The organism is Halomonas saccharevitans, from assembly GCF_032333995.1.
GTDB lineage: Bacteria > Pseudomonadota > Gammaproteobacteria > Pseudomonadales > Halomonadaceae > Halomonas > Halomonas saccharevitans.
The window spans coordinates 538,919-565,286 of sequence record NZ_JAVXUR010000002.1; the positions used below are offsets into that span (position 1 = coordinate 538,919).

At 69.7% G+C, this 26,368-nt stretch carries 20 protein-coding genes; 8 read left to right on the plus strand and 12 right to left on the minus strand.

The genetic code is table 11. The features are described 5' to 3' along the window. Window positions 1-23: 23 nt before the first annotated feature. The 3 genes from RSO68_RS07950 to RSO68_RS07960 all read right to left on the minus strand — a co-directional run bounded on the left by RSO68_RS07950 (window position 24) and on the right by RSO68_RS07960 (window position 2,240). A complete protein-coding gene (locus tag RSO68_RS07950) occupies window positions 24-1,079 on the minus strand; it encodes a type I glyceraldehyde-3-phosphate dehydrogenase (RefSeq protein ID WP_315586190.1) in 1,056 nt (351 codons plus the stop codon). 91 nt (window positions 1,080-1,170) lie between these two features. Continuing rightward, window positions 1,171-1,881, minus strand: a complete 711-nt coding sequence (locus RSO68_RS07955) for an LrgB family protein (RefSeq protein ID WP_315586191.1) — start codon at window positions 1,879-1,881, stop codon at window positions 1,171-1,173. Beyond that, entirely contained in the window at window positions 1,878-2,240 is a 363-nt protein-coding gene (locus RSO68_RS07960; RefSeq protein ID WP_315586192.1) for a CidA/LrgA family protein, read from the minus strand. Before RSO68_RS07960 ends, RSO68_RS07955 begins: the two co-directional genes overlap by 4 nt. A gap of 201 nt (window positions 2,241-2,441) precedes the next feature. Between RSO68_RS07960 and RSO68_RS07965 the strand changes: the two genes are divergently transcribed. After that, complete coding sequence (locus RSO68_RS07965) at window positions 2,442-3,494, plus strand: class I fructose-bisphosphate aldolase (RefSeq protein ID WP_315586193.1); 1,053 nt, start codon at window positions 2,442-2,444, stop codon at window positions 3,492-3,494. Window positions 3,495-3,612: 118 nt separating this feature from the next. Here the strand turns inward: RSO68_RS07965 and tkt are convergent, their stop codons facing one another. Then, complete coding sequence (tkt, locus tag RSO68_RS07970; protein ID WP_089846662.1) at window positions 3,613-5,616, minus strand: transketolase; 2,004 nt, start codon at window positions 5,614-5,616, stop codon at window positions 3,613-3,615. A gap of 231 nt (window positions 5,617-5,847) precedes the next feature. Between tkt and metK the strand changes: the two genes are divergently transcribed. The 3 genes from metK to ahcY all read left to right on the plus strand — a co-directional run bounded on the left by metK (window position 5,848) and on the right by ahcY (window position 10,440). Continuing rightward, window positions 5,848-7,068, plus strand: coding sequence for a methionine adenosyltransferase (gene metK, locus RSO68_RS07975; RefSeq protein ID WP_315586194.1), 1,221 nt, complete (start codon window positions 5,848-5,850; stop codon window positions 7,066-7,068). Between the two features lie 111 nt (window positions 7,069-7,179). Beyond that, entirely contained in the window at window positions 7,180-8,889 is a 1,710-nt protein-coding gene (gene ligB / locus RSO68_RS07980) for an NAD-dependent DNA ligase LigB (protein WP_315586195.1), read from the plus strand. A 141-nt stretch (window positions 8,890-9,030) separates the two neighbouring features. Beyond that, window positions 9,031-10,440, plus strand: a complete 1,410-nt coding sequence (gene ahcY, locus RSO68_RS07985; protein ID WP_315586196.1) for an adenosylhomocysteinase — start codon at window positions 9,031-9,033, stop codon at window positions 10,438-10,440. Window positions 10,441-10,480: 40 nt separating this feature from the next. Here the strand turns inward: ahcY and RSO68_RS07990 are convergent, their stop codons facing one another. Further along, window positions 10,481-11,419, minus strand: coding sequence for an AEC family transporter (locus tag RSO68_RS07990; RefSeq protein ID WP_315586197.1), 939 nt, complete (start codon window positions 11,417-11,419; stop codon window positions 10,481-10,483). A 140-nt stretch (window positions 11,420-11,559) separates the two neighbouring features. Here RSO68_RS07990 and metF point away from each other — a divergent pair, with 140 nt between their 5' ends. After that, window positions 11,560-12,408, plus strand: a complete 849-nt coding sequence (metF, locus tag RSO68_RS07995) for a methylenetetrahydrofolate reductase [NAD(P)H] (protein WP_089851733.1) — start codon at window positions 11,560-11,562, stop codon at window positions 12,406-12,408. Between the two features lie 100 nt (window positions 12,409-12,508). On the opposite strand, the gene RSO68_RS08000 is transcribed toward metF, so the two are convergent. The 5 genes from RSO68_RS08000 to prlC form a co-directional block, all read right to left on the minus strand. Continuing rightward, complete coding sequence (locus RSO68_RS08000) at window positions 12,509-14,695, minus strand: TRAP transporter permease (protein WP_315586198.1); 2,187 nt, start codon at window positions 14,693-14,695, stop codon at window positions 12,509-12,511. A 95-nt stretch (window positions 14,696-14,790) separates the two neighbouring features. Next, window positions 14,791-15,786, minus strand: coding sequence for a TAXI family TRAP transporter solute-binding subunit (locus tag RSO68_RS08005; RefSeq protein ID WP_089851737.1), 996 nt, complete (start codon window positions 15,784-15,786; stop codon window positions 14,791-14,793). Between the two features lie 301 nt (window positions 15,787-16,087). Continuing rightward, complete coding sequence (locus RSO68_RS08010) at window positions 16,088-17,806, minus strand: Na/Pi cotransporter family protein (protein ID WP_315586199.1); 1,719 nt, start codon at window positions 17,804-17,806, stop codon at window positions 16,088-16,090. A 7-nt stretch (window positions 17,807-17,813) separates the two neighbouring features. Then, a complete protein-coding gene (locus tag RSO68_RS08015; RefSeq protein WP_089851741.1) occupies window positions 17,814-18,059 on the minus strand; it encodes a YheV family putative zinc ribbon protein in 246 nt (81 codons plus the stop codon). Window positions 18,060-18,242: 183 nt separating this feature from the next. Continuing rightward, window positions 18,243-20,291 (minus strand): oligopeptidase A, encoded by a 2,049-nt coding sequence (prlC, locus tag RSO68_RS08020; RefSeq protein ID WP_315586200.1) that lies wholly within the window; start codon window positions 20,289-20,291, stop codon window positions 18,243-18,245. A gap of 105 nt (window positions 20,292-20,396) precedes the next feature. On the opposite strand from prlC, the gene RSO68_RS08025 reads away from it, so the two are divergent. From RSO68_RS08025 to RSO68_RS08035, 3 genes are all read left to right on the plus strand, one after another. After that, window positions 20,397-21,737, plus strand: coding sequence for a sodium-dependent transporter (locus tag RSO68_RS08025; protein WP_315586201.1), 1,341 nt, complete (start codon window positions 20,397-20,399; stop codon window positions 21,735-21,737). Window positions 21,738-21,801: 64 nt separating this feature from the next. Beyond that, entirely contained in the window at window positions 21,802-22,350 is a 549-nt protein-coding gene (locus tag RSO68_RS08030) for a gamma carbonic anhydrase family protein (protein WP_315586202.1), read from the plus strand. An 80-nt stretch (window positions 22,351-22,430) separates the two neighbouring features. Further along, window positions 22,431-23,102 (plus strand): metal-dependent hydrolase, encoded by a 672-nt coding sequence (locus RSO68_RS08035; protein ID WP_089851749.1) that lies wholly within the window; start codon window positions 22,431-22,433, stop codon window positions 23,100-23,102. On the opposite strand, the gene RSO68_RS08040 is transcribed toward RSO68_RS08035, so the two are convergent. After that, window positions 23,078-24,460 carry a sigma-54-dependent transcriptional regulator gene (locus RSO68_RS08040; RefSeq protein WP_315586203.1) on the minus strand — a complete coding sequence of 461 codons (1,383 nt, stop codon included), beginning with the start codon at window positions 24,458-24,460 and terminating at the stop codon, window positions 23,078-23,080. The two genes, RSO68_RS08035 and RSO68_RS08040, sit on opposite strands and share 25 nt — an antisense overlap. Then, entirely contained in the window at window positions 24,453-26,366 is a 1,914-nt protein-coding gene (locus RSO68_RS08045) for a sensor histidine kinase (protein ID WP_089851753.1), read from the minus strand. The genes RSO68_RS08040 and RSO68_RS08045 overlap by 8 nt, the downstream gene beginning before the upstream one ends. Between the last annotated feature and the right edge of the window lie 2 nt (window positions 26,367-26,368).

Sequence of the window (26,368 nt, forward strand, 5' to 3'; positions counted from 1 at the left end):
CGTCTGGAAAAGCCGAAGGGATATCATCTGTCGGGGGAACCGGTCGGGGCCGGGGGAAGGCGGGCCAGCCGCCGGGTGACGTCGAGCATGCGGCTGGCGAAGCCCCACTCGTTGTCGAACCAGCACAGCAGCTTGATCAGGCGGCCGCCGGCCACCCGGGTCTGGGTGGCGTCCACGATACCGGAGCGCGGATCGTGGTTGAAGTCGACCGAGGCGACCGGCTCCTCGGTGTAGCCGAGCAGCCCCGAGAGCCGCCCGCGGCTCGCCTCGCGCAGCAGGGCGTTGACCGCTTCGGCCGAGGTGTCGCGGCGCACGCAGATCGACAGGTCCATGGTCGAGACGTTGATCGTCGGCACCCGCACGTGCAGGCACTCGAAGCGCCCGGCCAGGTGGGGCATCAGGCGGTTGATGCCGCGGGCCAGGCCCGTGTCGACCGGCACGATGGAGTGCATCGCCGAGCGGGTCAGGCGCAGGTCGGTCTGGTGGTAGGCGTCGATCACCGGCTGGTCGTTCATCGCCGAGTGGATGGTGGTGGTGACGCCGTGCTCGATGCCCAGCGCCTCGTCGAGCACGGTGAGCACCGGCACCAGGCAGTTGGTGGTGCAGGAGGCCGCCGAGACGATGCGGCACGCGGCCGTCAGGTCGGCGTCGTTGATGCCGGTGACGATGGTGGCGTCGACGTCGCTCTCGGCGGGCTGCGAGAACAGCAGCCGCCCGGCGCCGGAGGCCAGGTGGGCCTCGGCGGTGGCGCGATCCTTGAAGCTGCCGGAGCACTCCAGCACCAGATCGATGCCGAGCTCGGCCCAGGGCAGCCGCGTCGGGTCGGGCTCGCAGAGCACGCGGATGGGCCGGCCGTTGACCACCAGCCGGTCGCCGTCGACCTCGATGCTGCCGGGGAAGCGGCCGTGGGTGGTGTCGTAGCGGCTCAGGTAGGCGATGGTGGCGAGATCGGAGAGCTCGTTGATCGCCACGACCTCCAGGGCCGGCCCGTCGTGGCGGGCCGCCTCTCCCTCGATCAGGGCGCGCAGCACGCACTGGCCGATGCGGCCGTAACCGTTGATGGCGATGCGAAGGGCCATGAGGGGACGCGGGACTCCGAAGCCGGGAAACAGAAACGGCGATTCTAGCGCATCTGGCCCCCGAGCGTCTGCTGCATGGGCCGAGAGGCGTTCAGGCGCCCATCAGCCGCCAGGCCAGCGGCAGGAAGAGCGCGCTCAACAGGCCCGTCAGGCTCATGCCCAGCGAGGCGAAGGCGCCGGCGACCGGGCCGATCTCGAAGGCGCGCACCGTGCCGATGGCGTGGCCGTTGAGCCCTAGGGCGAGACCGATGATGCGCTCGTCGCGGATGCCGAGCAGTCGGGCCCCCAGGCTCACGAAGATGACGGCCGCCACCCCGGTGATCAGCAGGCCGCCCATCATCAGCGAGACCGGCCCGCCGATCTGAGCGTTGATGCCCAGCGCGATGGGCGCGGTGACCGACTTGGGGGCCAGCGCGGCGAGAGTCTCGGGCGGGGCGCCGAGCCACCAGGCGATGCCCACGGCATAGGCCGTGGCGAGGATTACTGCCACCGGCAGGCAGGCCAGCAGCGGGCGCCACAGGGCGATGATCCGCGGCATCTGCTGATGCAGCGGCAGGCCGAGCGCCACCGTGGCTGGTCCCAGCAGCAGCATCAGCCAGGCGGCGCCGTGGCGATAGTCCGCATAGTCGATGGAGAGCAGGGCGAGCACGCCGGCGAGCAGCAGCGCGGCGGCGAGGATCGACGGGCACCAGGCGGGAGCGCCGAGGGCCTTGAGCAGCCGGGCGCCGGCGACTTGGGCGGCGAGCGTCAGGGCGATGGCCAGGATCGGGGTGGTGAGCAGGTGATCGAGCAGCGCCGTCATGGGGAGGCGTTCTCGTCCGGGGCGCCCATCAGGCGGCGCATCAGCCAGAGGGTCGTCAGCACGCTGAGCAGGGTGCCGCCGATCAGGGCGGCGAGGATCGCCGTCCACTGTCCCTCGAGCGCATCGAGGATGAAGAAGGCGCCGACCACCCCGGGCATGATTAGCAGCGCCAGCACCGCGATCAGCGGCTGGGCGGCCGCGGCGATATCGGCAAGGCCCCCGCCGTGGAGCCGCAGCCAGGCGGTGAGCAGCAGCAGGCCGACCACCCCGGCGGAGACCGGCAGGCCGGTGAGGGTGACCAGGGTCTCGCCGAGCAGCAGGAAGCCCAGCAGCCACAGGAAGCCGCGCAGTGCGGGCATGGCAGGTCCTCTCTTGAAGGGAAGCGTGAAGAGTCGCCGAGGCGGCAGCAAAAAAGGTGCCGCGGCGAGCTATTGTGCATTTTTGCTGATATGGATTCATCTGGCGGCTCGAGGCCTGCGACGGTCCGCCGCGGCCTCCTGGCGTCGGGGTCTTCCGCTACGCTGGGAATGGCGACTTCCAGCACCAAGGAGAGGAACACCATGAGCGATATCACCCGACTGCTCGGCGACGAGGCCGACGACCTGCTGGGGCACGTCTGCCGCGGCGTGCCCGCCGAGACGATCCACCCTCCCGGCCCGGACTTCATCGACCGGGTGATGGCCCAGAGCGACCGTCGCCCCCACGTGCTGCGCAACATGCAGGCGCTGTTCGACCACGGTCGCCTGGCCGGTACCGGCTACCTCAGCATCCTGCCGGTGGATCAGGGCATCGAGCACTCGGCGGGGGCCTCCTTCGCGCCCAACCCGCGCTACTTCGACCCGGCCAACATCGTCGAGCTGGCCATCGAGGGCGGCTGCAACGCCGTGGCCTCGACCCTCGGCGGGCTCGCCTCGGTGGCGCGCCGCTACGCCCACCGGATCCCGATGATCCTCAAGCTCAACCATAACGAGACGCTGAGCTACCCGGCGATCTACGACCAGACGCCGTTCGCCCAGGTCGATCAGGCCTTCGAGATGGGCTGCGTGGCGGTGGGGGCGACCATCTACTTCGGCTCTCACGAGAGTCGACGCCAGATCCAGGAGGTCAGCGAGGCCTTCGAGCGCGCCCACCAGCTGGGCCTGGTTACCGTGCTGTGGGCCTACCTGCGCAACCCGGCCTTCAAGCACGAGGGCACCGACTACCACCTGGCCGCCGACCTCACCGGCCAGGCCAACCACCTGGCCGCCACGCTCAAGGCGGACATCGTCAAGCAGAAGCTGCCCGAGACCAACGCCGGCTACCGGGAGATCGGCTTCGGGCATACCCACGAGCGGGTCTACAGCGACCTGGCCTCGGATCATCCCATCGATCTGGCCCGCTACCAGGTGGCCAACTGCTACCTGGGGCGTGCCGGGCTGATCAACTCCGGCGGCGGCTCCAAGGGCGCCTCCGACCTCGGCGAGGCGGTGCGCACCGCGGTGATCAATAAGCGGGCCGGTGGCATGGGGCTGATCTCCGGGCGCAAGGCGTTCCAGACATCCACCGCCGAGGGCATCGCGCTGCTCAACGCCATCCAGGACGTCTACCTGGACGAGGCCGTCACCCTCGCCTGAGGGCGCCAGCCTGAAGGGGCCTGGCATCCGCTCTCAGGCTCGATGAACGGCCCACGAAAAAGGGCACGGCGTGTGCCGTGCCCTTTCGTCATGCTTCTTTACTGCGCTGGCGCCGCGCTCAGTCCTCGGCGTCGTCCAGCAGCTGCTCGGCCTCGTTCACCAGGTTATCCACGGTGAAGCCGAAGTGCTTGAAGAGATCGCCGGCCGGCGCGGACTCGCCGAAGGTGTCCATGCCGAGGATGCGACCCTCGAGGCCCACGTACTTGTACCAGAAGTCGCGGTGGCCGGCCTCGACGGCGATGCGGTTGCCCACCTCCGCCGGCAGCACCTGCTGGCGGTAGGCGGCGTCCTGGCGATCGAAGGCGTCGGTGGAGGGCATGGAGACCACGCGCACCGCGCGACCCTCGGCCTCTAGCCGGGCGGCGGCGTCCATGGCCAGGCCGATCTCGGAGCCGGTGGCGATCAGGATCAGCTCGGGGGTGCCTTCGCTGTCCTTAAGGATGTAGCCGCCGCGCTGGATATCGGCCAGCTGCTGCTTGCTGCGCGCCTGGTGGGGCAGGCCCTGGCGGGAGAAGATCAGCGCGGTGGGGCCGGAGCGGCGCTTGAGGGCCGCGTTCCAGGCCGCGGCGGTCTCCACGGCGTCGCAGGGGCGCCAGGTGGCGAGGTTGGGCGTGGAGCGCAGGGCGGTCAGCTGCTCGATCGGCTGGTGGGTCGGGCCATCCTCGCCCAGGCCGATGGAGTCGTGGGTGAAGACGTGGATCGCCTGCTGGTTCATCAGCGCGGCCATGCGCACGGCGTTGCGCATGTACTCCGAGAAGATCAGGAAGGTCGCCCCATAGGGCACGAAGCCGCCGTGCAGGGCGATGCCGTTCATGATCGCGGCCATGCCGAACTCGCGCACGCCGTAGTGCAGGTAATTGCCGCCGGGCTCGGCCGGGCTGATCGCCTGGGCGCCCTTCCAGAAGGTCAGGTTGGAGGGGGCGAGGTCGGCGCTGCCGCCGAGCAGTTCCGGCAGCTGGGGGCCGAGCTCGTTGAGGCAGGCGAGTGACGCCTTGCGGCTGGCGACGCTCTCGCCCTTGGCCTGTGCCTCCTCGACCATCGCCTCGCTGGTCAGCGCCGCCGGCAGCTCGCCCTTGAGGCGGCGCTGCAGCTCACGGGCCTCCTCGGGGAAGGCCTCGGCGTAGCGCGCGAAGCGCTCGTCCCAGTCGGCCTGGCGGCTCTGGCCACGCTCGGTGGCGTCCCAGCCCTGGTAGATCTCCTCGGGCACGTGGAAGGGGGCGTGGGGCCAGTCGAGCTGCTGGCGGGCGGCGGCCACTTCCTCATCGCCCAGTGCCGCGCCGTGGCACTCTTCCTTGCCCTGCTTGTTGGGCGCGCCGAAGCCGATGATGGTCTTGCAGATGATCAGGCTCGGCTTGTCGTCGTGGCTCCTGGCGAGCTCGATGGCGGCCTTGATCTCCTCGGGCTTGTGGCCGTCGACGTTGGGCACCACGTGCCAGCCGTAGGCCTCGAAGCGCTTGGCGGTATCGTCGGTGAACCAGCCTTCGACCTCGCCGTCGATGGAGATGCCGTTGTCGTCATAGAAGGTGATCAGCTTGCCCAGGCCCTGGGTGCCGGCCAATGAGGCGACCTCGTGGGAGATGCCTTCCATCAGGCAGCCGTCACCGACGAAGCACCAGGTGTGGTGATCGACGACGCTGTGGCCGGGGCGGTTGAACTGCGCCGCCAGGGTGCGCTCGGCGAGTGCCATGCCCACGGCGTTGGCCAGCCCCTGGCCCAGCGGGCCGGTGGTGGTCTCGATGCCCGGCGCGTAGCCGTACTCCGGGTGGCCGGCGGTCTTGGCGTGCAGCTGGCGGAAGTTCTGCAGCTCCTCGAGGCCCAGCTCGTAGCCGGTCAGGTGTAGCAGCGAGTAGAGCAGCATCGAGCCGTGGCCGTTGGAGAGCACGAAACGGTCCCGATTGGGCCACTGCGGGTCGGCCGGGTTGTGGACGAGATAGTCGTTCCACAGCACCTCGGCGATATCGGCCATGCCCATGGGCGCGCCGGGATGGCCGGAATTGGCCTTCTGGACGGCGTCCATGGACAGGGCACGTATGGCATTGGCCAGTTCGAAACGGGACGGCATGGGAAGCTCCTCGCCTGCGGCAGAATGAAGGCCACGACACGGTCGGGCCAGGGGGAGCGGCCGGACGTGGCTTCTGGCTGGGTAACGCCGCGGGACGGGGCGGCGCAGTCAAATTCGGGCGCTTATTGTCGCCGACTTGCCGCCCTGCATCAAATCACGGATGCCCGGGGGCCCCGCAGCGTGTAGACTCCGCGACTGCCTATTGCCGACATAAAGAGGGCCGAGGACGCCATGAGCGAATACTCCCTGTTCACCTCCGAATCCGTGTCCGAGGGACATCCGGACAAGATCGCGGACCAGATTTCCGACGCGGTGCTCGATGCCATCATCGCCCGGGACAAGAACGCACGGGTGGCCTGCGAGACGCTGGTCAAGACCGGCGTGGCCATCGTCGCCGGCGAGATCACCACCTCGGCCTGGGTCGATCTGGAGGCGCTGGTGCGCGAGGTGATCACCGGCATCGGCTACACCTCCTCGGACGTCGGCTTCGACGGCATGACCTGCGGCGTGCTCAACCTGATCGGCAAGCAGAGCGTGGATATCGCCCAGGGCGTCGATCGGGCCAAGCCCGAGGACCAGGGCGCCGGCGATCAGGGCCTGATGTTCGGCTATGCCACCAACGAGACCGACTCCTACATGCCGGCGCCGATCCACTACGCGCACCGGCTGGTGGAGCGCCAGGCCGAGCTGCGCCGCCACGGCCTGCTGCCCTGGTTGCGCCCCGACGCCAAGAGCCAGCTCACCTTCCGCTACGATGAGGCGGGCAAGCCCTGCGCCGTGGACGCGGTGGTGCTCTCCACCCAGCACGACCCCGAGGTCGATCAGGAGGAGCTGCGCTGCATGGTCAGGCGCGAGATCATCGAGGAGGTGATCCCCGCCGAGTGGCTGACCGAGACCACCCAGTACCACATCAACCCCACCGGCACCTTCGTGATCGGCGGACCGGTGGGCGACTGCGGCCTGACCGGGCGCAAGATCATCGTCGATACCTACGGCGGCATGGCCCGCCACGGCGGTGGCGCCTTCTCCGGCAAGGACCCGTCCAAGGTCGATCGCAGCGCCGCCTATGCGGGCCGCTACGTGGCCAAGAACCTGGTTGCCGCCGGGCTCGCCGACAAGTGCGAGATCCAGGTCTCCTACGCCATCGGCGTGGCCGAGCCCACCTCGGTCTCGATCAACACCTTCGGCACCGGCAGGGTGGAGGACGCCCGGATCATCGAGCTGGTGCGCCAGCACTTCGATCTGCGCCCCAACGCCATCACCCGCATGCTCGATCTGCTGCACCCCATGTATCAGCTGACCGCGGCCTACGGCCACTTCGGTCGCGAGCCCTTCGAATCGAGCTATACCTGGACCGATACCCAGGGTGAGGAGCACACCGAGACCTTCACGGCCTTCCCCTGGGAGAAGGCCGACCGGGCCGCCGCCCTGCGTCAGGCCGCCGGCCTCTAGGCGATCGCTTGAGGCGATGACGGGCCCCGTTGGCGCTGCCGGCGGGGCCCGTTGCGTTTCGAGTGCTGTTTCGAGTGCTATGGTCAAGTCAGTCCATTAGCAGGAGCCGCCATGGCCTCCCGAGTATCGGCCGGTCTGCTGGTTTTCTCCCTGGCCCTTTCCCTGGCCCTTCCCCTCCTTCTGACGAGCCTTCCGGCGCGGGCCGCGACCTGCCCGGGCGGGGCCGAGGCGCCGTCCGAATCCGAGCTCAATGCCCTGGCCCGGCGGCTGGCCGAGTGGGACGACGCCTACTACCGCCGCGGCGAGTCCCCGGTCAGCGATGCCCTCTACGATCAGGCCCGCCGGCAGTTCGAGGCCTGGCGACGCTGCTTTCCCGCGCGGGCCCCCGAGGCCTCAATGCCGAACCATCTCGAGGGCGAGGCGAGCCATCCGATCTACCAGACCGGGCTCGCCAAGCTCGAGGATGCGGCCACGGTGCGCCGCTGGCTGGCGCGCCGCAATGACGTCTGGCTGCAGCCCAAGGTGGACGGCGTGGCGGTGACGCTGGTCTATCGCGATGGCCGGCTGGTTCGGGCGATCAGCCGCGGCGATGGTCGCCACGGCCAGGACTGGACGGCGGCGGCACGGCGCCTTCCCGCCGTGCCCGCGCGGCTGCCGGAGGCGGTCGATGCGCTGCTGCAGGGCGAGCTCTATCGGCGCCTCGAGGATCATGTCCAGGCCGAGGCTGGCGGCGCCGGGGCGCGCAGCGAGGTGGCCGGGCTGCTGGCCCGCGAGGTGCTGTCCGACGAGGCGGCGGCGCGCATCGGGCTCTTCGTCTGGGACTGGCCGGATGGCCCGCCCGCCATGGACGAGCGCCTCGCGGGGCTTAAGCGCCTGGGCTTCGCCGAGAGTGCCGCGCTGACACGCCGAGTCGCGACCCTTGAGGAGATCGAACGCTTTCGCGAGCGCTGGTATCGCGGCCCGCTGCCCTTTGCCAGCGACGGCGTGGTGCTGCGCCAGGGGCGTCGCCCGGCGGGAGAAGGCTGGCAGGCCGAGCCGCCGGACTGGGCCGCGGCCTGGAAGCATCCGCCGCGGGAGGCCCTGGCCGAGGTGCGCGGCGTGGAGTTTCGCATCGGGCGCACCGGAAGAATCACGCCGCTATTGCACCTGATGCCCGTCGCCCTGGACGGCCGGGTGATCCGCCGGGTCAGCGCCGGCTCGCTGGATCGCTGGCGCGAGCTCGACATCCGCCCCGGGGATCGGGTGGCCATCGTCCTGGCCGGCCTGACCATCCCCCGACTCGACGGCGTGGTGTGGCGCGCCGCCACGCGCCCGGCCCTCTCCCCGCCCGCGGCGGCGGACTATCATGCGCTGAGCTGCCTGCGGCTCACGCCGGGCTGCGAGGCGCAGTTCCTCGAGCGCCTCGCCTGGCTGGGCGGTCCCGAGGGGCTCGACCTGCCGGGCGTTGGGCCCGGCACCTGGGCCGCCCTGGTCGACGCGGGGCTGATCGGCGACCTGCTGGACTGGCGGGCCCTGGGCGCTCCGGCGCTGCGTCGCGCCCACGGCATCGGCGAGAAGCGAGCCGCGGCCCTGGTGGCGGCCTTCACGGGCACGCATGCGTCGCCGTTTTCCCGCTGGCTCGAGGCGCTGGGCGCGCCGCCCGGCGTCGAAGCCGCCCTGCCGGCGGACTGGACGACGCTTTCCGAGCGAAGCCGCCGCGACTGGCGAGCGCTACCCGGCGTGGGACCCGATCGCGCCGCGGCGCTGGTCGACTTCTTCGCCCATCCCGAGGTGCGGGCGCTGGCACGACGGCTGGGCGAGGCCGGCACTGATGGTTTCTAGGGCGGGACGGTTTCTAGGGCAGGACGGTTTCTAGCCGGGTCGCTTTCAGGGGCGCCAGGAGGAGGCCCTGCGTTGGTTGTCCGGGATTCCGCTCACTGCCTATAGTGAAGGTCACGCTCTTTACCGGGAAAGAGGTGACGCATGAACCACCCCGCCGTATCCGCTCCCCTCACCAACGACTGCAAGGTCGCTGACCTTGCGCTCGCCGACTGGGGCCGCCGCGAGATCCGCATCGCCGAGACCGAGATGCCGGCACTGATGACCCTGCGTGAGCAGTATCGCGACCGGCAGCCGCTGGCCGAGGCGCGCATCGCCGGCTGCATCCACATGACCATCCAGACCGCGGTGCTGATCGAAACCCTGGTGGCGCTGGGCGCCTCGGTGCGCTGGTCGTCGTGCAACATCTTCTCCACCCAGGACCACGCCGCCGCCGCCATCGCCGCCGCCGGCATCCCGGTGTTCGCCTGGAAGGGCGAGACCGAGGAGGAGTTCTGGTGGTGCATCGAGCAGACCGTGGAGGGCCCCGATGGCTGGACGCCCAACCTGGTGCTCGACGACGGCGGCGACCTGACGGCGCTGCTCCACGAGAAGCGCCCGGAGCTGCTGGACGCCATCCACGGCATCTCCGAGGAGACCACCACCGGCGTGCATCGCCTGCAGGAGATGCTGGGCGACGGTCTGCTCAGGGTACCGGCGATCAACGTCAACGATGCCGTCACCAAGTCCAAGAACGACAACAAGTACGGCTGCCGCCACTCGCTGAACGACGCCATCAAGCGCGCCACCGACCATCTGCTGGCCGGCAAGCAGGCGCTGGTGGTGGGCTATGGCGACGTGGGCAAGGGCTCGGCCGCCTCACTGCGCCAGGAAGGGATGATCGTGCGCATCGTCGAGATCGACCCGATCTGCGCCATGCAGGCCTGCATGGACGGCTTCGAGGTGGTCTCGCCCTACCGGGAGGGGATCAACCGGGGCGAGGCGAGCGTCGATGGCGAGCTGCTCTCGCGCATCGACCTGGTGGTGACCGCCACCGGCAATATCCACGCCTGCGACGCGGCCATGCTCCAGGCCCTTAAGCGGGGGGCGGTGGTCTGCAACATCGGCCACTTCGACAGCGAGATCGACACCGCCTACATGCGTCGCCACTGGCACTGGGAGGAGGTGAAGCCCCAGGTGCACCAGATCTATCGCGACAGCAAGCCGGGGAACTTCGATCCCGATAGCCGCGACTACCTGATCCTGCTCGCCGAGGGACGCCTGGTGAACCTGGGCAACGCCACCGGCCACCCCTCACGGGTGATGGACGGCTCCTTCGCCAACCAGGTGCTGGCGCAGATCCATCTCTACGACGGGCGCTTCGCCGAGCTTCCCGAGGGGGATCGCCGCGATGCCCTGGGTGTCTCGGTGCTGCCGCGCCACCTCGACGAGGAGGTGGCGCGCTACATGGTCGAGGGCTTCGGCGGCGTGGTCACCCGCCTCACCGAGGAGCAGTCCGACTACACCGGCGTGGCCGTCGACGGCCCTTACAAGCCCGACGCCTATCGTTACTGACCGCGTGCGATCGGCTGGTTGATAACGAGAGCCTGGCGGATCATGAGAGCCCGGCGGCTCGCATCATCAGCGTCAGGTAGAGCGGGATCAGTAGCGGCGCGGCGAGGGTCGTGATCAGCACCGCCAGGGCGCCCTTCTCCGGGGCGATGCCGAGCTCCATGGCCACCACCACCACGTTGGCGGCCATGGGCACCACGCCGATCAGCAGCAGCGCCAGAGCCAGCTCGCTGGAAAGGGGGACGAGCGCCTGGAGCCCCATCACCCCGGCGAGCGCCAGCAGCGGCCAGAAGGCGTAGCGGATCACCACGCAGGCGCCGATGAAGCGCCAGTCGAGCTGGCGAATGCTTACCCGCCCCAGGGTCATGCCGATGATCATCATGCCCAGCAGGGTGTAGGTGGCGGGGAAGGCCGCCAGGCCCTCCATTACCGCGCCGGGCAGGGTGATGTCCGCCCCGCTCACCAGCAGCGCGGCGAGGAAGGCGTAGATCAGCGGCAGCCGGGCGATCTTGGTCAGGCTCTGGCGCACCGAGAACTGCCCCCGGGCGCTCAGGTAGAAGCCCACCGTGAACTCGTAGAGGGTCACCCCCAGCACGCCGAAGAGATAGAGCGTCACCCCCTGGGGCGGCAGCAGCACCAGCGCCACCGGCAGGCCGAAGTAGCCGGTGTTGCCGGTGCCGGAGGAGAAGGCCAGCAGGGCGCTCTCCTGGGGGGCGAAGCCGTGTCGTGCCAGCCGGTGCACGACCACGGCGATCAGGCTCGACACCGCGAACAGTGCGGCGGTCAGCAGCAGGTAGCCGGGCGTGGGGTCGCCCAGCACCAGGCCGCGGAAGAAGGTCAGCGGGGCGACCAGGTAGATCAGCAGGGTGGCCACGGGGCGCGGGTCCACCGCCAGGCGGCGGGCGGCCAGCCAGCCCAGGCCGATGTAGGCGAGCAGGGTCCAGAGGGGCCCCATCAGGGTGCCGGGGTCGATCGAGGTCATGTCCTTCCTTGGCTCGCGGCGGTTGCCGTCGCGTCTCTGTATGAAAAGGATTGATGTTGCGTCGCGTATCTTTCATTAGTCGACGGATACGTCGCCGGTCAGAATAGCCTCAATATGCACCGCTTTCATGAGGTCGACCGATGAGCACGCTGGAACATCCGCTGGGAATCAGCTTCGAATTCTTCCCGCCCAACACCGACGCCGGGCGCGAGAAGCTGGTTGGCGTCCGCGATGCCCTGGCCGGCCGCGCGCCGCGCTTCTTCTCGGTCACTTACGGCGCCGGGGGCTCCACCCAGGCCCGCACCCTGAACACCGTGAACATGGTGCGCGAGTCGGGTTTCACCACCGCGCCGCACCTCTCCTGCATCGGCAGCGACAAGGGCGAGCTGCGCGAGCTGCTGACGCGCTACCGGGAGGACGGCATCGACAGCCTGGTGGCGCTGCGCGGCGACCTGCCCTCCGGCATGGGCGGGGGCGGCGTCGGCCAGCTGCGTTACGCCAACGAGCTGGTCGAGTTCATCCGCGAGGAGACCGGCGACCACTTCGAGATTGCCGTGGCCGCCTACCCCGAGTCCCATCCCCAGGCGCCGAACTTCGAGCGCGACCTCGCGAACTTCGCCCGCAAGATGCAGGCCGGCGCCAACCTCGCCATCACCCAGTACTTCTTCACCGCCGAGGCCTACTTCCACTTCGTCGAGCGGGCCCGCGCCCTGGGCGTCGAGGCGCCTATCGTGCCGGGCATCATGCCGATCACCAACTACGCCAAGCTGGCGCGTTTCTCCGACGCCTGCGGCGCCGAGATCCCGCGCTGGATCCGCAAGCAGCTCGAGGCCTACGGCGACGACAGCGAGGCGATCGCCGCCTTCGGCGAGGAGGTGATCTCGCGGCTCTGTCAGCGCCTTCTAGACGGCGGCGCGCCGGGCCTGCACTTCTATACCCTCAACCAGGCGACTCCCTGCCTGCGTATCCTCGACAATATCACCGGCTGAGCGCAGCCCAACCAATCCGGCTTCGTCATGAACGCAACGGGCCCCGCCAGTGGCGGGGCCCGTTGCGTTGCAGGGGCTCTCTTGGTCAGCCGGGCTGCGGTCAGCCGGTGGCGACGGCCTTGTCGCCCCCGCCGTGGCGGCCGCGCTGCAGGATGAACATCAGCGCGCCGATGGCGAGCCCGGCGACGTCCGAGTAGATGCCGCCGTAGATCATGCAGACGGCGCCGATCAGCATCACCAGCCGCTGCCAGGCCTTGACCGGCCCGAAGAACCAGGCCTGGACGGTGGCGGCCAGCATCACGATGCCGAGCGTGGCGGTCACGCCCACGCGCAGGATCTGCATCCAGGACCCTTCCATCAGCATCGCCGGGCTGTAGAAGAACATGAAGGGCACGATGAAGGCCGCCAGGCCGATCTTGAACGAGGCCACCGAGGTGCCCATGGCGTTGTCGCCGGAGATGCCTGCCGCCGCGTAGGAGGCCAGCGCCACCGGCGGGGTGATCGCCGAGACCACCGCGAAGTAGAACACGAAGAAGTGCGCCACCAGCGGCTGGATGCCGATGTTGATCAGGCCCGGGGCGACCACCGAGGCGGCCACCGCGTAGGCCGCCGTGGTCGGCATGCCCATGCCCAGCAGGATCGAGATGCACATGGCGAAGATCAGCGCCAGCAGCTGGCTGACGCCGGCTAGACCCAGCAGCAGCGAGGAGAAGCGCGCGCCGACCCCGGTCAGCGAGATCACCCCGACGATCAGGCCGGCGCAGGCGCACACGGCGATGATCTGGATGGCCATGGTGCCGGCCAGCTGCAGTGCCCGCAGTATCGCCGGGATGCCCATCTTGTGGGGCGAGAACCAGCTCACCACGGCCGCCGAGGCGGTGGCCAGGGTACCGGCGCGGATCACCGAGTAGCCCATGAACAGCGCGGCGATCAGGATGATGATCGGCGCGAACAGGTAGACCTGCTTGATCAGCCTGGAGAACAGCGGGATCTCCTCTTTGCGCATGCCGCGCATGCCCTTGCGGGCCGCCTCGAAGTCGACCATGCAGTAGATCGACAGGAAGTAGAGGATGGCGGGGATCAGCGCCGCCACGGCGATCTCGGTGTAGGGGATGCCGGTGATCTCGGCCATGATGAAGGCGCCGGCGCCCATGATCGGCGGCATGATCTGCCCGCCGGTGGAGGCGGCGGCCTCGATGGCCCCGGCGCTTCTGGCCGGGTAGCCGACCTTCTTCATCAGCGGGATGGTCAGCGAGCCGGTGGAGACCACGTTGCCGGCGCTGGTGCCGTTGATCATGCCCATCAGGCCCGAAGCGAAGATTGACACCTTGGCGGGGCCGCCACGCGCCCGGCCGGCGGCGGCGAAGGCGAAGTTGACGAAGTAGTCACCGACCTTCGAGGCCTGCAGGAAGGCGGCGAAGATGATGAACAGGATGATGTAGGTCGAGGAGACCGCGGTGGTCGGCCCGAGGATGCCAGCGTCGGTGTAGACCTGGCTGAAGAAGCGGCCCACCGAGAGCCCCGGATAACCGAGAAAGCCCGGCAGGTAGGGGCCGGCGAACACGTAGACCAGGAAGATGGCCGAGATCACCACCAGCGCCAGGCCGGCGACGCGGCGCGTCAGCTCGAGGATCAGCAGCGAGCCGGCGATGGCGGCGTAGGAGATGCCCATCGGCGCGAAGGAGGTGCCGGTGGCGGCGCGCAGGGGGCTGTTGAACATCACCAGCAGGTAGCCGGCCACGGCCAGCGCACAGACCATCAGTACCAGGTCGGCCGGCGACAGGCGGTCGCGGAACTGGCGATAGCTCCAGGAGAGCAGGATGCCGGCCACGGTGGCCAGTATCAGCGGGTAGCCGTAGTGCCAGGTCTCGATGGCCGGGTCGATGCGCATGGCACCGCCGCTCATCGCCTGGTACATCATCACCACCCGCACCAGTGCATAGACGGCCGGGATCAGCAGCGCATAGCTTGCCCAGGAGAGCCAGGCGGAGGAGCGACGGTTCTCCTCGTCGGCGAAGCGCGTGCCGGCGTAGAGGCCGTAGCCGAGGATCAGCGCGCCGGCGATGTGCACGATGCGAAACGACCAGGTCTCCAGCGGATAGAGGTTCAGCGAGATCAGGTGAAAGCTGGAGTAGGCGATGGCCAGGGCACCGAAGAGCAGCCACTGCCAGCCGGTATAGAGCCGTCGGTTGGACTCCACGGCGGCGTCGTCGACGCCCTCGGCGTTGACCGTCTCGACGACGTCGTCATGCTGCGCGCCGTCACGGGATTCGGGGGTATGGGACATGGATGGCACCCTTGAGGGGTTGTCGGAGGGGCACGAAAGCGGCCTCCCGCCACGCGCTCGTGGCGCGACGGGAGGCGCTCGGTCGGATCAGCGGATCAGAGCTTCAAGTCTTCCGGGATCTCGTAACCGTTCTCCTCGTACCAGCGCACGGCGCCCGGGTGGAAGGGCAGTACGGTGTTGTACTCGATGTTCTCCGGGATGCTGGTCGCGGCGCTGCGGTGGACGTCGCGCATGCGGTCGTTGTTCTCCATGCTCAGCTTGGTGACTTCGTAGACGAAGTCCTCCGGCAGGTCGCAGTTGGCGATGGTGAAGTTCCACATGGAGACGGCGCGGGCATCCTCCTCGAGGGTCTGGTAGGTGCTGGCCGGGATCTGGAACGCGGAGACCGGGAAGGCTTCGAGCACCGTCTGCTGCTCCTCCTCGGTGAACTCGATGATATTGACGTCGGTCTGCACCTCGAGCTGGCTGACGGCGGGGATCGGGATGCCGGCGGCGAAGGCGATGACGTCGATCAGGCCGTCCTGCAGCTGGCCGCCGAGGTCGGACCAGCCGCCGTTGCGGCGATCGAACTCCACGCCCAGGGTCTCGAGCATGGCCGGGAAGTAGGTGTCGGAGGTGGAGGCCGCCGGGCCGAAGCCGATGCGCGCGCCGTCCGGGATGTCCTCGATCGAGGTGATGCCGCTGTCGGAAAGCGCCGTGATCGAGAAGGGCGTCTCGTACATCGGGAAGAGCGCACAGACGTTGTCCATGGACAGGCCGGGGGCGAGCGGGCTCTCGCCGGCCAGCGCCTCGGCGGCCGGTCCCATGGTGGTCAGGCCCAGGGCGACGTCGCCGCCGTGCACCAGCGCCATGTTCTGGGTCGGGCCGCCGGTGACCTCGCCGCCGCCGGAGATGCCGAGCTCGTCGGCGATCAGGTTGGCCCAGCCGGAGCCGTAGACGAAGTAGGTGCCGCCCTGGCTGGCGGTGCCCACGGTGAAGCTCTCGGGCCAGTCGCTGCGGTCCTGGGCCGAGGCCGAGGCGGCGACCAGCAGGGTGCCGGCCAAGGTGCCGGTCAGCGTGCCGATGAGGATCCGTGAGGTGGCGTTGCGCATGGCGTCTCTCCTGTTATGCGTTGGTCTTGTCGTGTGCCCGGGTGACGGTGTCCGGGGCTGCATGCCGTCGGCCTCAGTATGGTCACCGGGAGGGTGACCTGCCGTGATCCAGGCCGGAGTGGCATCAACGCCCTTAAAGCAGCAAGCGCCGCGCCAGAGTGGGTTTCTTCCTTTTTTTTCAGTCGCTTAGGGAGATGTCGTTCGACCTTGGTCGAAACGAGGAAGGCGTGCCGGGGCCGGGATCCCGCACGCAGCGGGGCGCGGGGTGTGCGGATATCCGCACGGCAGGGCGCGGCGGGCCTCAGGCCGCGACGGCGGGGGGCGAGGCCAGTGCCGCGGTCAGGCGGCTGGCCTGGTGGAGGTCGTTCATCAGCGAGGAGGCAAGCCAGGGATCCAGGCGCTGGTGGCGCAGCCGCTCGGCCAGCTCGTGCTGCCAGTGGCGGCGCACCTCCTCGAGGGGCGTGCCGATATCGGCGGCGGTGGGCTCGTTGGCCAGCCGGTTGAGGCCCTCGGCGACGGCCAGGCGCAGGTCGTCGTGGGCCTCGCGCAGGGGGCTTCCCGCCGCGGCATGGCGCAGCAGGCTGCGCTGCAGCACCTCGCCGAAGCGCACCGCCTCGACCAGGCGCAGCGTGCGCGCATAGAGGGCCTCGAGACGCGCCTCCTGGGCGTCGGTGAGCGGCATGTCGATACGCGAGTAGAAGTCGAGGATCTCCGCCATCAGCGGCTTGATGCGCTCGTGGTAGCGCGTGTTCACCGGCGGCCAGGCCTCGGGATCGATGGGCGCGGCGATCACGGCGCGGCTGGGTGGGTGGCCGATCACCTCGCCGCTCGGCACCAGCAGCGCCGAGGCGAGCAGGTGGTAGGTGCGCCGCTCCAGTCGCCGGCACTCCTGCTCGATGGCCGCGAGCGCCGTGTCCGCGTGCTGCAGGGCGGTGGCGTCCAGGTAGCGCGCCTGGGACGGCGAGAGCCGCGCCGGTTCGGGGAAGAGGCGTTCCAGGCGCGCCGAAAGTCGCGGGATGAAGGGCAGCATCAGCGCGATGCCCAGGCCGTTGAAGAGGGTGTGGAAGAGCGCCAGCTTCAGCGGCCAGGCGTCGGGGGCGAGCCCGATCAGCTGGGCGATGCGGTCCACCAGCCCGGCCATCGGCAGCAGCAGGGCCAGGGCCACGGCCGCGGTGACCAGGTTGAAGATCACATGGGCCCCGGCCAGGCGGCGGCCGGCGGTGCTGGCGCCGAAGGCGCCGATCACCGCGGTCACGGTGGTGCCGATGTTGGCGCCGATGGCGATGGCCAGCGCCGGCAGGTAGGGCAGCTGGCCGGAGGCCAGCGCGGTGAGGGTGATCAGCAGGGTGGCGTGGCTGGACTGCATGATCACGGTGGCCGTGACGCCGAATAGCACCAGCAGCGGCCAGTGCCAGAGGCGCTCGCCGGCCAGGCCGTCAAGCGACAGGCCGTCCTGCCAGGTCTCGAAGCCGAGCTTCATGAAGTCGATGCCCAGCAGCAGCAGTCCCACGCCGAGCAGCAGGCCGACGAGGCCGGCGCGCGGCCCCTTCAGTAGCCGAGAACCGAATAGTCCCAGGGCCAGCAGCGGCATGGCGTACTGAGCGAGGCTCGCCTTCAGGCCCAGGCCGGCGATCAGCCAGGCGCCGGTGGTGGTGCCGAGGTTGGCGCCGAACAGCAGGGCGGTGCCTGCCGGCAGCGCCACCAGTCCGGCGCCGACGAAGGACATCGCCAGCAGGGTGACCAGCGAGCTGGACTGCACCAGGGCGGTGGTCAGGGCGCCGACCGCGATGGCCCGCGAGGGGCGTCGGGTAGCGGTGTGCAGCCAGCGATCCAGAGTGCCGCCGGAGAGGCGCTTGATGGCCTCCTCCAGGTGAGTCATGCCCCACAGGAAGAGCCCCAGCCCGGCGGCTAGGGTGGCGATGTCCAGCCGCGCGACCAGTAGGGCCGCCGCGGCGCCGAACCCGAGCAGTTCGAGCAGGCGGCGCTGCGGTAGCAGGGCGACCGCCGCTCCCTGGCCCATGCGCGCCTCAGCGTCCTTTGGGGTCGAGGATCTTGACGGTCTGCAGGTCGGAGGCCTGCTGCTCCTCGCGCTCGCGATTGACCCGGGTCTCGAGCTCGGGGAGCGATTCGTCCTCGATGGGCAGCTGCTCGAAGAAGTCGCAGCTGACGCAGTCGCGGTAGCGCACGCCGTTCTGCTCCCAGGCGCGGATGCGATCCATCTCGGCGCAGCGCGGGCAGATGGCGCCGGCGATAAAGCGTTTCTGGACGGTCATGAAGGGCTCCGGTCGATGGGGGCGCGTTCAGGCGGCGCGGGTGCGCTGCCATTCTGCCTCGGCGCAGCTTGGGCAGAAAGCGCGGGCAATGGCGCCGGTAAAGAGCGGGAGACGACGCTCGCATCGTCTCCACGGGGATGACCGCCGGGAGGCCCCGGCGGCCGGGTCGCGCAGGTGGCTTTGTCAGGCGGCCCTGATGCCGCAATGGCGCAGCAGCGGCTCGACGCTGGGTTCGCGGCCGCGGAAGGCGCGGAACAGCTCGGCGGCGTCGCGGGAGCCGCCGCGCTCGAGGATCTCGGTGCGGAAGCGCCGCCCGGTCTCGGGGTCGAAGATGCCGGCCTCCTCGAAGGCGCTCCAGGCATCCGCCGAGAGCACCTCGGCCCACTTATAGCTGTAGTAGCCCGCTGCATAGCCGCCGGCGAAGATGTGCCCGAAGCCGTTCTGGAAGCGGTTGAAGTCGGCCCGCGGCACCACCGAGACGGCGTCGCGCACCGCGTCGAGCAGCGCTTGGATCTCGGCGGCCGAGGGGGCGACATGCTCCCGGTGCAGGCGGAAGTCGAACAGCGAGAACTCCAGCTGGCGCGCCATGCCCATGGCGGACTGGAAGTTCTTGGCCGCGATCAGCTTCTCGAAGAGCGCCTCGGGCAGCGGCTCGCCGGTGTCCACGTGAGCGGCGATCAGGTCCAGGCCCTCGCGCTCCCAGCAGAAGTTCTCCATGAACTGGCTGGGCAGCTCCACGGCGTCCCAGGCCACGCCGTTGATGCCGGAGATGTCGGCGACGGTCTGCCGCGTCAGCATGTGGTGCAGGCCGTGGCCGAACTCGTGGAAGAGGGTGGTGACCTCGTCGTGGGTCAGCAGGGCCGGGGCGTCGCCCACCGGGCGCGTGAAGTTGCAGGTCAGGTAGGCCACCGGCAGCTGGACCTCGCCGGCCTCCAGGCGCCGCACCCGGCACTCGTCCATCCAGGCGCCGCCGCGCTTGCCTTCGCGGGCGTAGAGGTCGAGGTAGAAGCCCGCGATAGGCGTGCCCTGCTCCAGGATCTGGAAGTAGCGCACGTCGGGGTGATAGCGGGGCGCCGTCTCGTCCTCCACGAAGCTGACCTCGTAGAGGCGCTCGACCACGCGGAACAAGCCGTCGACCACCTGGGGCGCCGGGAAGTAGGGGCGCAGCTGCTCATCGGAGATGGCGTAGCGCGCCTCGCGCAGCTTCTCGCTGGCGAAGCCCACGTCCCAGGGCTCGAGCGCCTCCATGCCCAGCTCGTCGCGGGCGAAGGCGGCGAGCTCGGCGTACTCCTCGCGCGCCTGGGGCACGGCACGCGCGGCCAGGTCCTCGAGGAAGGTGATCACCTGCTCGGGAGACTCGGCCATCTTGGTGGAGAGCGAGTAGTCGGCGTAGTCGGCGAAGCCCAGCAGCTCGGCGAGCTCGTGACGCAGGGCGAGGATCTCCTCCATCACCGGGGCGTTGTCGTACTCGCCGGCGTTGGGGCCCTGGTTTGATGCGCGGGTGACGAAGGCGGTGTAGACCTCGCGTCGCAGCGCGCGATCCTCGGCGTAGGTCATCACGGGGAAGAAGCTCGGGAAGTCCAGGGTGATGCGATAGCCGTCGAGACCCTTGGCCTCGGCGTTGGCCTTGAGGGTCGCCATGGCGCTCTCGGGCAGCCCGGCCAGCCGGCTGTCGTCGGCGAGGTCAAGATGCCAGGCCTGGGTGGCGTCCAGCAGCTGGTTGGAGAAGGTGTTGGAGAGCTCGGAGAGGCGCGCCTTGATCTCGCCGTAGCGCCGCTTCTGCTCGGCGGGGAGGTCGACGCCGGCCAGGCGGAAGTCGCGCAGAGCGTTCTCCACGGTGCGCCGCTGGCCCTCGTCGAGCGCGGCCCAGGCCGGGCCGCCCTTCAGGGCCTGCCAGGCGCGGAACAGCCCCTCGTGCTGGCCGATCCAGGTGCTGTAGTCGGAGAGCTTGCCCAGGCAGGCCTGGTAGGCCTCGCGCAGCTCCGGGCTGTTCATGGTGCCGTTGAGGTGCGAGACCGGCGACCAGGCGCGAGCCAGCCGGTCGTTGAGGGCCTCCAGGGGCGCGGCCAGGCTCTCCCAGGTAGGGGGAGCCTGCTCGGCGCTCGCCACGAGCGCCTCGATGGCGGCGCGATTCTCCTCCAGTAGCTCCTCCATGGCCGGCACCACATGCTCGGGTCGGATCGCGTCGAAGGGGGGCAGGTCGTGGGAGTCGAGCAGGGGGTTGCGGGGCATGCGCACCTCGGATCGGGAATGAAGGATGTGTTGTAGATGTGGGCGGTCGTGCCGGCTTTCAATATGCTAGGCTTGCGCCCTTTTCAGGCTCGCAGGGTGTGACCGATGAACGAGACGCTGGAACGCTGGGGAACGAGGCGCGCCTTTATCCTGGCGGTGACCGGAGCGGCGGTGGGGCTGGGCAATATCTGGCGCTTCCCCTACATCACCGGAGAGAACGGCGGCGCCGTCTTCCTGCTGCTCTACGTGGCCTTCGTGCTGTTGCTGGGGCTGCCGATGATGATGGCCGAGATCCTGGTCGGTCGAGCCGGACGGCGCAGTCCCATGCAGTCGATCGCCCACCTGGCCAGTCAGGCCGGGGCGTCGCGTCACTGGCGCTGGCTGGGGCTGTTCGGCGCCTTCACGGTCTTCTGCATTCTCTCCTTCTACTCGGTCGTGTCGGGCTGGTCCATCGAATTCCTGGTGGCCTCCATCAACGGCGACTTCGTCGGGCGCAGCGCGGCCGAGATCGGCGCCGGTTTCGATGCCTTCCTCGCCGACCCCGGGCGGCTGACCTTCAACCACACCCTGTTTCTGGTGATGACGATGCTGGTGGTCGCCGCCGGGGTGACCAAGGGTCTCGAGAAGCTCAACAACCTGCTGATGCCGATGCTCTACGCGCTGCTGCTGGTGCTGGCGGGCTACGCCGCCACCACCGAGGGCTTCGGCCCGGCGCTTTCCTGGCTGTTCCTGCCCGACGTCTCGGCGGTGACGCCGCTGGTGATGCTGCAGGCCATGGGCCACGCCTTCTTCACCCTGGCGGTGGGCGCATGCGCGCTGATGGCCTACGGCGCCTACATGCCGGACCACCAGAGCCTGCCGCGCGCCGCAGCGGCGGTGGCGGTGCTCGACGTGGCGGTGGCGCTGCTCGCCGGCATCGCCATCTTCTCGGTGGTGTTCGCCCAGGGCATGGATCCGGGCGAGGGACCGGGACTGATGTTTGTGACGCTGCCGGTGGCCTTCGCCGAGCTGCCCGGCGGGCCGCTGTGGCTGTCGCTGTTCTTCCTGCTGCTGCTGCTGGCGACCTGGACCTCCTCGATCAACCTCGCCGAGCCGATGGTCGCCACCCTGCAGGGCTGGGGCCTCAAGCGCGGCCAGGCCTCGGCCGCGGTGGGGATCGCGGTCTGGGGGCTGGGCATGCTCTCGGTGCTCTCCTTCTCGAGCCTGGCCGAGACCCGGGTGCTGTTCGGCATGAACCCCTTCGAGCTGGTCAGCACCATCCCGCCGGAGATCTTCCTGCCGCTGGGCGGGCTGCTGATCGCGATCTTCGCCGCCTGGGTGATGCCCGAGCAGGAGGCGCTGCGGGCGCTAGACGCCGGCCCCAACGGCTTTCGCTTCTGGCGCGCGCTGCTGCGCTGGGTGTCGATCCCGCTGACGCTGGTAGTATTGGGAGCCGGGCTGATCTGATCGGCCCGCTTCGATGTCGCTACACCTGAGGCGACAGGCCCGAACCAACGAGACGAGGTGAACGATGAGCGAGGCGACGTGTCTGCGGTCTTGGCAGGGCCATGAGCCCCGGCTGGGCGAGCGGGTATACATCGACCCGGACTGCATGGTGCTGGGCGACGTGGTGCTGGGCGACGACTGCTCGGTATGGCCGATGACGGTGATCCGCGGCGACATGCATCGCATCCGCATCGGCGCGCGAGTCAGCGTGCAGGACGGCAGCGTGCTGCACATCACCCACGCCAGCGACTTCAACCCGGACGGCTTCCCGCTGACCATCGGCGACGACGTGACCATCGGCCACAAGGCAATCCTGCACGGCTGCACTCTGGGCAACCGCATCCTGGTCGGCATGGGCGCCATCGTCATGGACGGCGCGGTGGTCGAGGACGAGGTGATCATCGCCGCCGGGGCTGTGGTGACCCCCGGCAAGCACCTGGAAAGCGGCCACGTCTACGCCGGCAACCCGGCCAAGGCGCTGCGGCCGATCAAGGAGAAGGAGCGTGCCTTCTTCCCCTATACCGCCGGCAACTATGTAAAGTTGAAGGACGAGTATCTGGCCGCCGGACAATGATTCTCTAACCCATTGTTTTCCATTGTCGGGGCGCGCGATAATCTGGTCATTTATCCAGTAATCGAGGGGCGCGCCCCGGCATGGCCAACTTTCGCACTCACCTCGGCGTGGCCGCCGCCGGCGGCGCCGTGCTGGCCCATGGCGGCTGGCAGGCGGGCCTCTGGGGCGCCGTGGAGAGCCTGCCGCTGCTGGCGCTGGTGACCCTCGGCGGCATCCTGCCCGACATCGATGCCGACCGCTCCAGGGCAATCCGCCTGATCTTCCACCTGCTGGCGGTGCCCGCGGTGGTGGTCAGCGCCCTGCTGCTGCAGGCGCGGCTGCCCATCGGCACCCTGCTGATGGTGTGCGGGGCGATCTATCTTGCCGTGCGCTACCTGGCCGGGGCGCTGTTCGCCCGCTTCACCGTCCATCGCGGACTCTGGCACTCGCTGCTGGCGGCCGCGCTGTGCGGGCTCTCCACTACCGCGCTGAGCCACCGGCTGTTCGGTCAGCCCGACCACCTCGCCTGGGCCCAGGGCGCCGCCCTGGCGCTCGGCTTCGTCATCCACCTGCTGCTCGACGAGCTCTACAGCGTCGATCTCACCGGCGCGCGCCTGAAGCGCTCCTTCGGCACCGCCTTCAAGCCCTTCGACTGGCGCGAGCCGGGCAACTCCCTGGCGATGCTGATGGTGGCGGTGAGCCTCGCCCCCTGGCTGCCGCCCTGGGCGCCGCTGCGCGAGCTGCTGCGTCAGGGCGCCTCGCTCTGGCGATAGTCCTCGGCCTTGAGGTCGTACTTCCTGAGCTTGTCGTAGAGGGTCTTGCGCGGCAGGCCGAGCTGCTCGCAGGCCTCACTGACGCGGCCGCGATGCCGGGCCAGGGCCTGATCGATCAGGCTCTTCTCGAACAGCTCCACCTGGCGGGGCAGCGCCAGATCGCCGGCATCGCTTCCCACGCCCCGCAGCAGGGCGTCGAGGCGATAGTCGCAGGTGGCGCCGAGCAGCACGTAGCGCTCGGCGAGGTTCCTGAGCTCGCGCACGTTGCCCGGCCAGTCGTGGGCGAGCAGTGCCGAGACGCCGCCGGCATCCACCGGTGGCGCCTCGAGCCCACTGCGGTTGGCGGCCACCACCGCGAAATGCTGGAACAGCAGCGGGATGTCCTCGCGGCGCTCGCGCAGCGGCGGGATCGGCAGGGTGACCACCTCGAGCCGGTAGTAGAGGTCCTCGCGGAAGCGCCCGGCCTCGGCCGCGGCCTTGAGGTCGACCTTGGTGGCGGCGATCACGCGGATATCCAGCGGCACCGGCACGTTGGCCCCGAGGCGCTCGACGGAGCGCTCCTGGAGCACGCGCAGCAGCTTGACCTGCAGGGCCAGCGGCATCGACTCGATCTCGTCGAGGAACACCGTGCCGCCCTCGGCGTGCTCGAACTTGCCGATGCGCCGCTCCACGGCCCCGGTGAAGGCGCCCTTCTCGTGGCCGAACAGCTCCGACTCGATGATGCTTTCGGGCACGGCGCCGCAGTTGATGGCCACGAAGGGGCGGCCGCTGCGGCGGCTGCGCTCGTGGATGGCGCGGGCCACCAGGTCCTTGCCGGCCCCGGTCTCGCCGAACAGCAGCACGTCGGTCTCGACCTGGCTGATGCGCTGGACCATCGAGGCGAGGCGCTGGATGGCCGCGGTGCGACCCACCAGGCGCGGCCCCGGCGCCGACTGCTGGGCCTCCAGCTCGGCCTTGAGTGCGCGGTTTTCCAGGCTCAGGCGGCGCTTGTCGACGCCGCGGCGCACCATCTCCACCAGCCGTTCGCCGGGGAAGGGCTTCTCGAGGAAGTCCCAGGCGCCCTCGCGCATCGCCTCCACGGCGGTGGAGATGTCGCCGTGACCGGTGATCAGGATCACCGGCAGATCGGGATCACGGTTTCTCACCTCACGCAGCAGCGCCATGCCGCCCATGCCGGGCATGCGGATGTCGCTGACGATCACTCCGGGAAAGTCCGGGGTGAGGGCCGCCAGGGCCGCCTCGGCACTATCGAAGGCCTGGGGGGCGTAGCCGGCAAGCTCGAGGGTCTGGCCGGCGGTGATGCGCAGGTGCGCCTCGTCGTCGATGATCATCACCGGGAGGGTCGCCGGGTCATGCATGGGTATCGTGCTCCTTGGTCCGCGGCTCGACGGTGGTGTCGGTACCGGAGGCGGGGGGCAGGGTAATGGTGAAGCGGGCGCCGCCGCCGGGGGCTCGGTCCGCCGTCAGCTCGCCGCCGAGGTCGTCGATGATGCGCGCCGATATCGAGAGGCCCAGTCCCAGGCCGTTGCCCGGCGACTTGGTGGTGAAGAAGGGTTCGAAGATCTGCCCGAGGTGCTCGGCGGCGATGCCGGGGCCGTTGTCGACCACGCGGATGCGTACCCTCTCTTCGCCCGGCTCGATGATCAGGCGCAGCTCAGGTGCCGGCGTCTGGCTCATGGCCTGCAGGGCGTTGCCGATCAGGTTGACCAGCACCTGCTCCAGGCGCACCAGGTCGGCGCGCACCCAGGTCTCGGCCTCGGGCCAGTCGCGTTCGACCGCGACGCCGCTCTCGCGCAGACGCGACTGGAAGAGGCGCAGGGCATAGTCGAAGCAGGCCGGAACCGACACGCCGGTGGGTCGGTCGCCGCTCTTGCGCGAGAACTGGCGCAGCTGGGCGCTGATCTCCGCCATGCGATCGGTGAGCTCGATGATCTGCGCCAGGTTGCCGCGGGTCGCCTCGGTGCGACCGCGCTCGAGGAAGGCGCTGGCGTTCTCGGCGTAGGCGCGGATCGCCGCCAGCGGCTGGTTGAGCTCGTGGTTGATGCCCGCGGCGAGCTGGCCGAGCACGGCGAGCTTGGCCGCCTGGATGAGTTCGTCACGGGTCTGGCGGAGGCGCTCCTCGGCCAGGCGACGCTCCTCGATCTCGCCGGAGAGGCGCTCGTTGGTCTCGACCAGGTCGCGGGTGCGGCGCTGGACGTTGCGCTCCAGCTCGTCGCGGGCCCGGGCCAGGGTGCGGCGCTCGCGCTCGGCGAACTGTTCGCGCTCGCGGCGCAGCCGCAGACGCTGCCAGCCGATGCCGCCGGCCAGCACCACCACGCCGTAGAGGCCACCGACCAGCAGGGCGGCGAGCCACTGGGCTCGGGTCACCGGGGCCAGCGAGGTGAGGATCTGCATCCGCCAGCCGAAGGCCGGCATGGCACGCGACAGCCCCAGGTACTCGGTGTCGGCCAGCGGCCCATGCTGGAAGCCGATTCGCTGGCCGACGTCCTCGCGGCTGTCGAGAAACGTGATCCCGGAGGCGGCGAGGGGTTCGTCGGCGTAGCGGCGGGTCGCCAGCAGTGCCTCGCGCGACGCGTCGGAGAGCGGCCGCAGGGCCTTCATGCGCAGCTCCGGGCGGCTGGCCATGAAGATGATGTCGTCGCCGTCGATGACCAGCAGCTCGGCGTCCTGCTCGGCCCAGCCCGCCTCCACGGTGTCGAGCAGCACCTTCACCACCATGACGCCATCGGCCGTGGCGTCGGGGTCGGTGTCCTCCAGCCACACCGGGGCCGAGAAGTAGTAGCCGCGCTCACGGGACTGCACGCCGAGGCCGTAGAAGCGCCCGGGACGCCCGGAGATCGCCTCCTGATAGTAGCGGCGAAAGGCGTAGTTCTGGCCGATGAAGGTCCTGGGGCGATGCCAGTTGCTGGCCGCCAGGGTGTCGCCTTCGCGGTCGAGCAGGTAGATGTCGGAGACCCCGGCCGTGGCGCGAAAGCGGTCCAGCAGTCGGTTGAGCGGCATCGCGTCCTGAGCGTCGGGGGCGGCCAGGAAGCGCTTGACCATCTCGCGGGAGGCGAGCAGCTCGGGCAGGTAGTCGTGACGCGACAGATGGCCGACCAGGCCCTCGGCGGAGAGTCGCAGCTCGTTCTCGGCGTCCTGGCGCAGCTGCTCGAGGGCCTGGTCGCGGGCCAGCTGGGAGGCCTGCCACATGGCGAGCGCGAGCCCCAGCGGAGCCAGCACCCAGAGCAGGCGGCGCACGCCGCGGCCGCGGGGTGATGTCGGCATGA

What these genes read in the sequence shown, in the direction of transcription:
- RSO68_RS07965 (WP_315586193.1), top strand. Translation starts at nt 2,442, where the DNA reads ATGAGCGATATCACCCGACTGCTCGGCGACGAGGCCGACGACCTGCTG.
- RSO68_RS07955 (WP_315586191.1), bottom strand. Translation starts at nt 1,881, where the DNA reads ATGACGGCGCTGCTCGATCACCTGCTCACCACCCCGATCCTGGCCATC.
- tkt (WP_089846662.1), bottom strand. Translation starts at nt 5,616, where the DNA reads ATGCCGTCCCGTTTCGAACTGGCCAATGCCATACGTGCCCTGTCCATG.
- RSO68_RS08040 (WP_315586203.1), bottom strand. Translation starts at nt 24,460, where the DNA reads ATGCATGACCCGGCGACCCTCCCGGTGATGATCATCGACGACGAGGCG.
- RSO68_RS07950 (WP_315586190.1), bottom strand. Translation starts at nt 1,079, where the DNA reads ATGGCCCTTCGCATCGCCATCAACGGTTACGGCCGCATCGGCCAGTGC.
- RSO68_RS08045 (WP_089851753.1), bottom strand. Translation starts at nt 26,366, where the DNA reads ATGCCGACATCACCCCGCGGCCGCGGCGTGCGCCGCCTGCTCTGGGTG.
- prlC (WP_315586200.1), bottom strand. Translation starts at nt 20,291, where the DNA reads ATGCCCCGCAACCCCCTGCTCGACTCCCACGACCTGCCCCCCTTCGAC.
- RSO68_RS08015 (WP_089851741.1), bottom strand. Translation starts at nt 18,059, where the DNA reads ATGACCGTCCAGAAACGCTTTATCGCCGGCGCCATCTGCCCGCGCTGC.
- RSO68_RS07960 (WP_315586192.1), bottom strand. Translation starts at nt 2,240, where the DNA reads ATGCCCGCACTGCGCGGCTTCCTGTGGCTGCTGGGCTTCCTGCTGCTC.
- RSO68_RS08005 (WP_089851737.1), bottom strand. Translation starts at nt 15,786, where the DNA reads ATGCGCAACGCCACCTCACGGATCCTCATCGGCACGCTGACCGGCACC.
- metK (WP_315586194.1), top strand. Translation starts at nt 5,848, where the DNA reads ATGAGCGAATACTCCCTGTTCACCTCCGAATCCGTGTCCGAGGGACAT.
- RSO68_RS08025 (WP_315586201.1), top strand. Translation starts at nt 20,397, where the DNA reads ATGAACGAGACGCTGGAACGCTGGGGAACGAGGCGCGCCTTTATCCTG.
- RSO68_RS08000 (WP_315586198.1), bottom strand. Translation starts at nt 14,695, where the DNA reads ATGTCCCATACCCCCGAATCCCGTGACGGCGCGCAGCATGACGACGTC.
- RSO68_RS08035 (WP_089851749.1), top strand. Translation starts at nt 22,431, where the DNA reads ATGGCCAACTTTCGCACTCACCTCGGCGTGGCCGCCGCCGGCGGCGCC.
- ligB (WP_315586195.1), top strand. Translation starts at nt 7,180, where the DNA reads ATGGCCTCCCGAGTATCGGCCGGTCTGCTGGTTTTCTCCCTGGCCCTT.
- RSO68_RS08010 (WP_315586199.1), bottom strand. Translation starts at nt 17,806, where the DNA reads ATGGGCCAGGGAGCGGCGGTCGCCCTGCTACCGCAGCGCCGCCTGCTC.
- metF (WP_089851733.1), top strand. Translation starts at nt 11,560, where the DNA reads ATGAGCACGCTGGAACATCCGCTGGGAATCAGCTTCGAATTCTTCCCG.
- RSO68_RS07990 (WP_315586197.1), bottom strand. Translation starts at nt 11,419, where the DNA reads ATGACCTCGATCGACCCCGGCACCCTGATGGGGCCCCTCTGGACCCTG.
- RSO68_RS08030 (WP_315586202.1), top strand. Translation starts at nt 21,802, where the DNA reads ATGAGCGAGGCGACGTGTCTGCGGTCTTGGCAGGGCCATGAGCCCCGG.
- ahcY (WP_315586196.1), top strand. Translation starts at nt 9,031, where the DNA reads ATGAACCACCCCGCCGTATCCGCTCCCCTCACCAACGACTGCAAGGTC.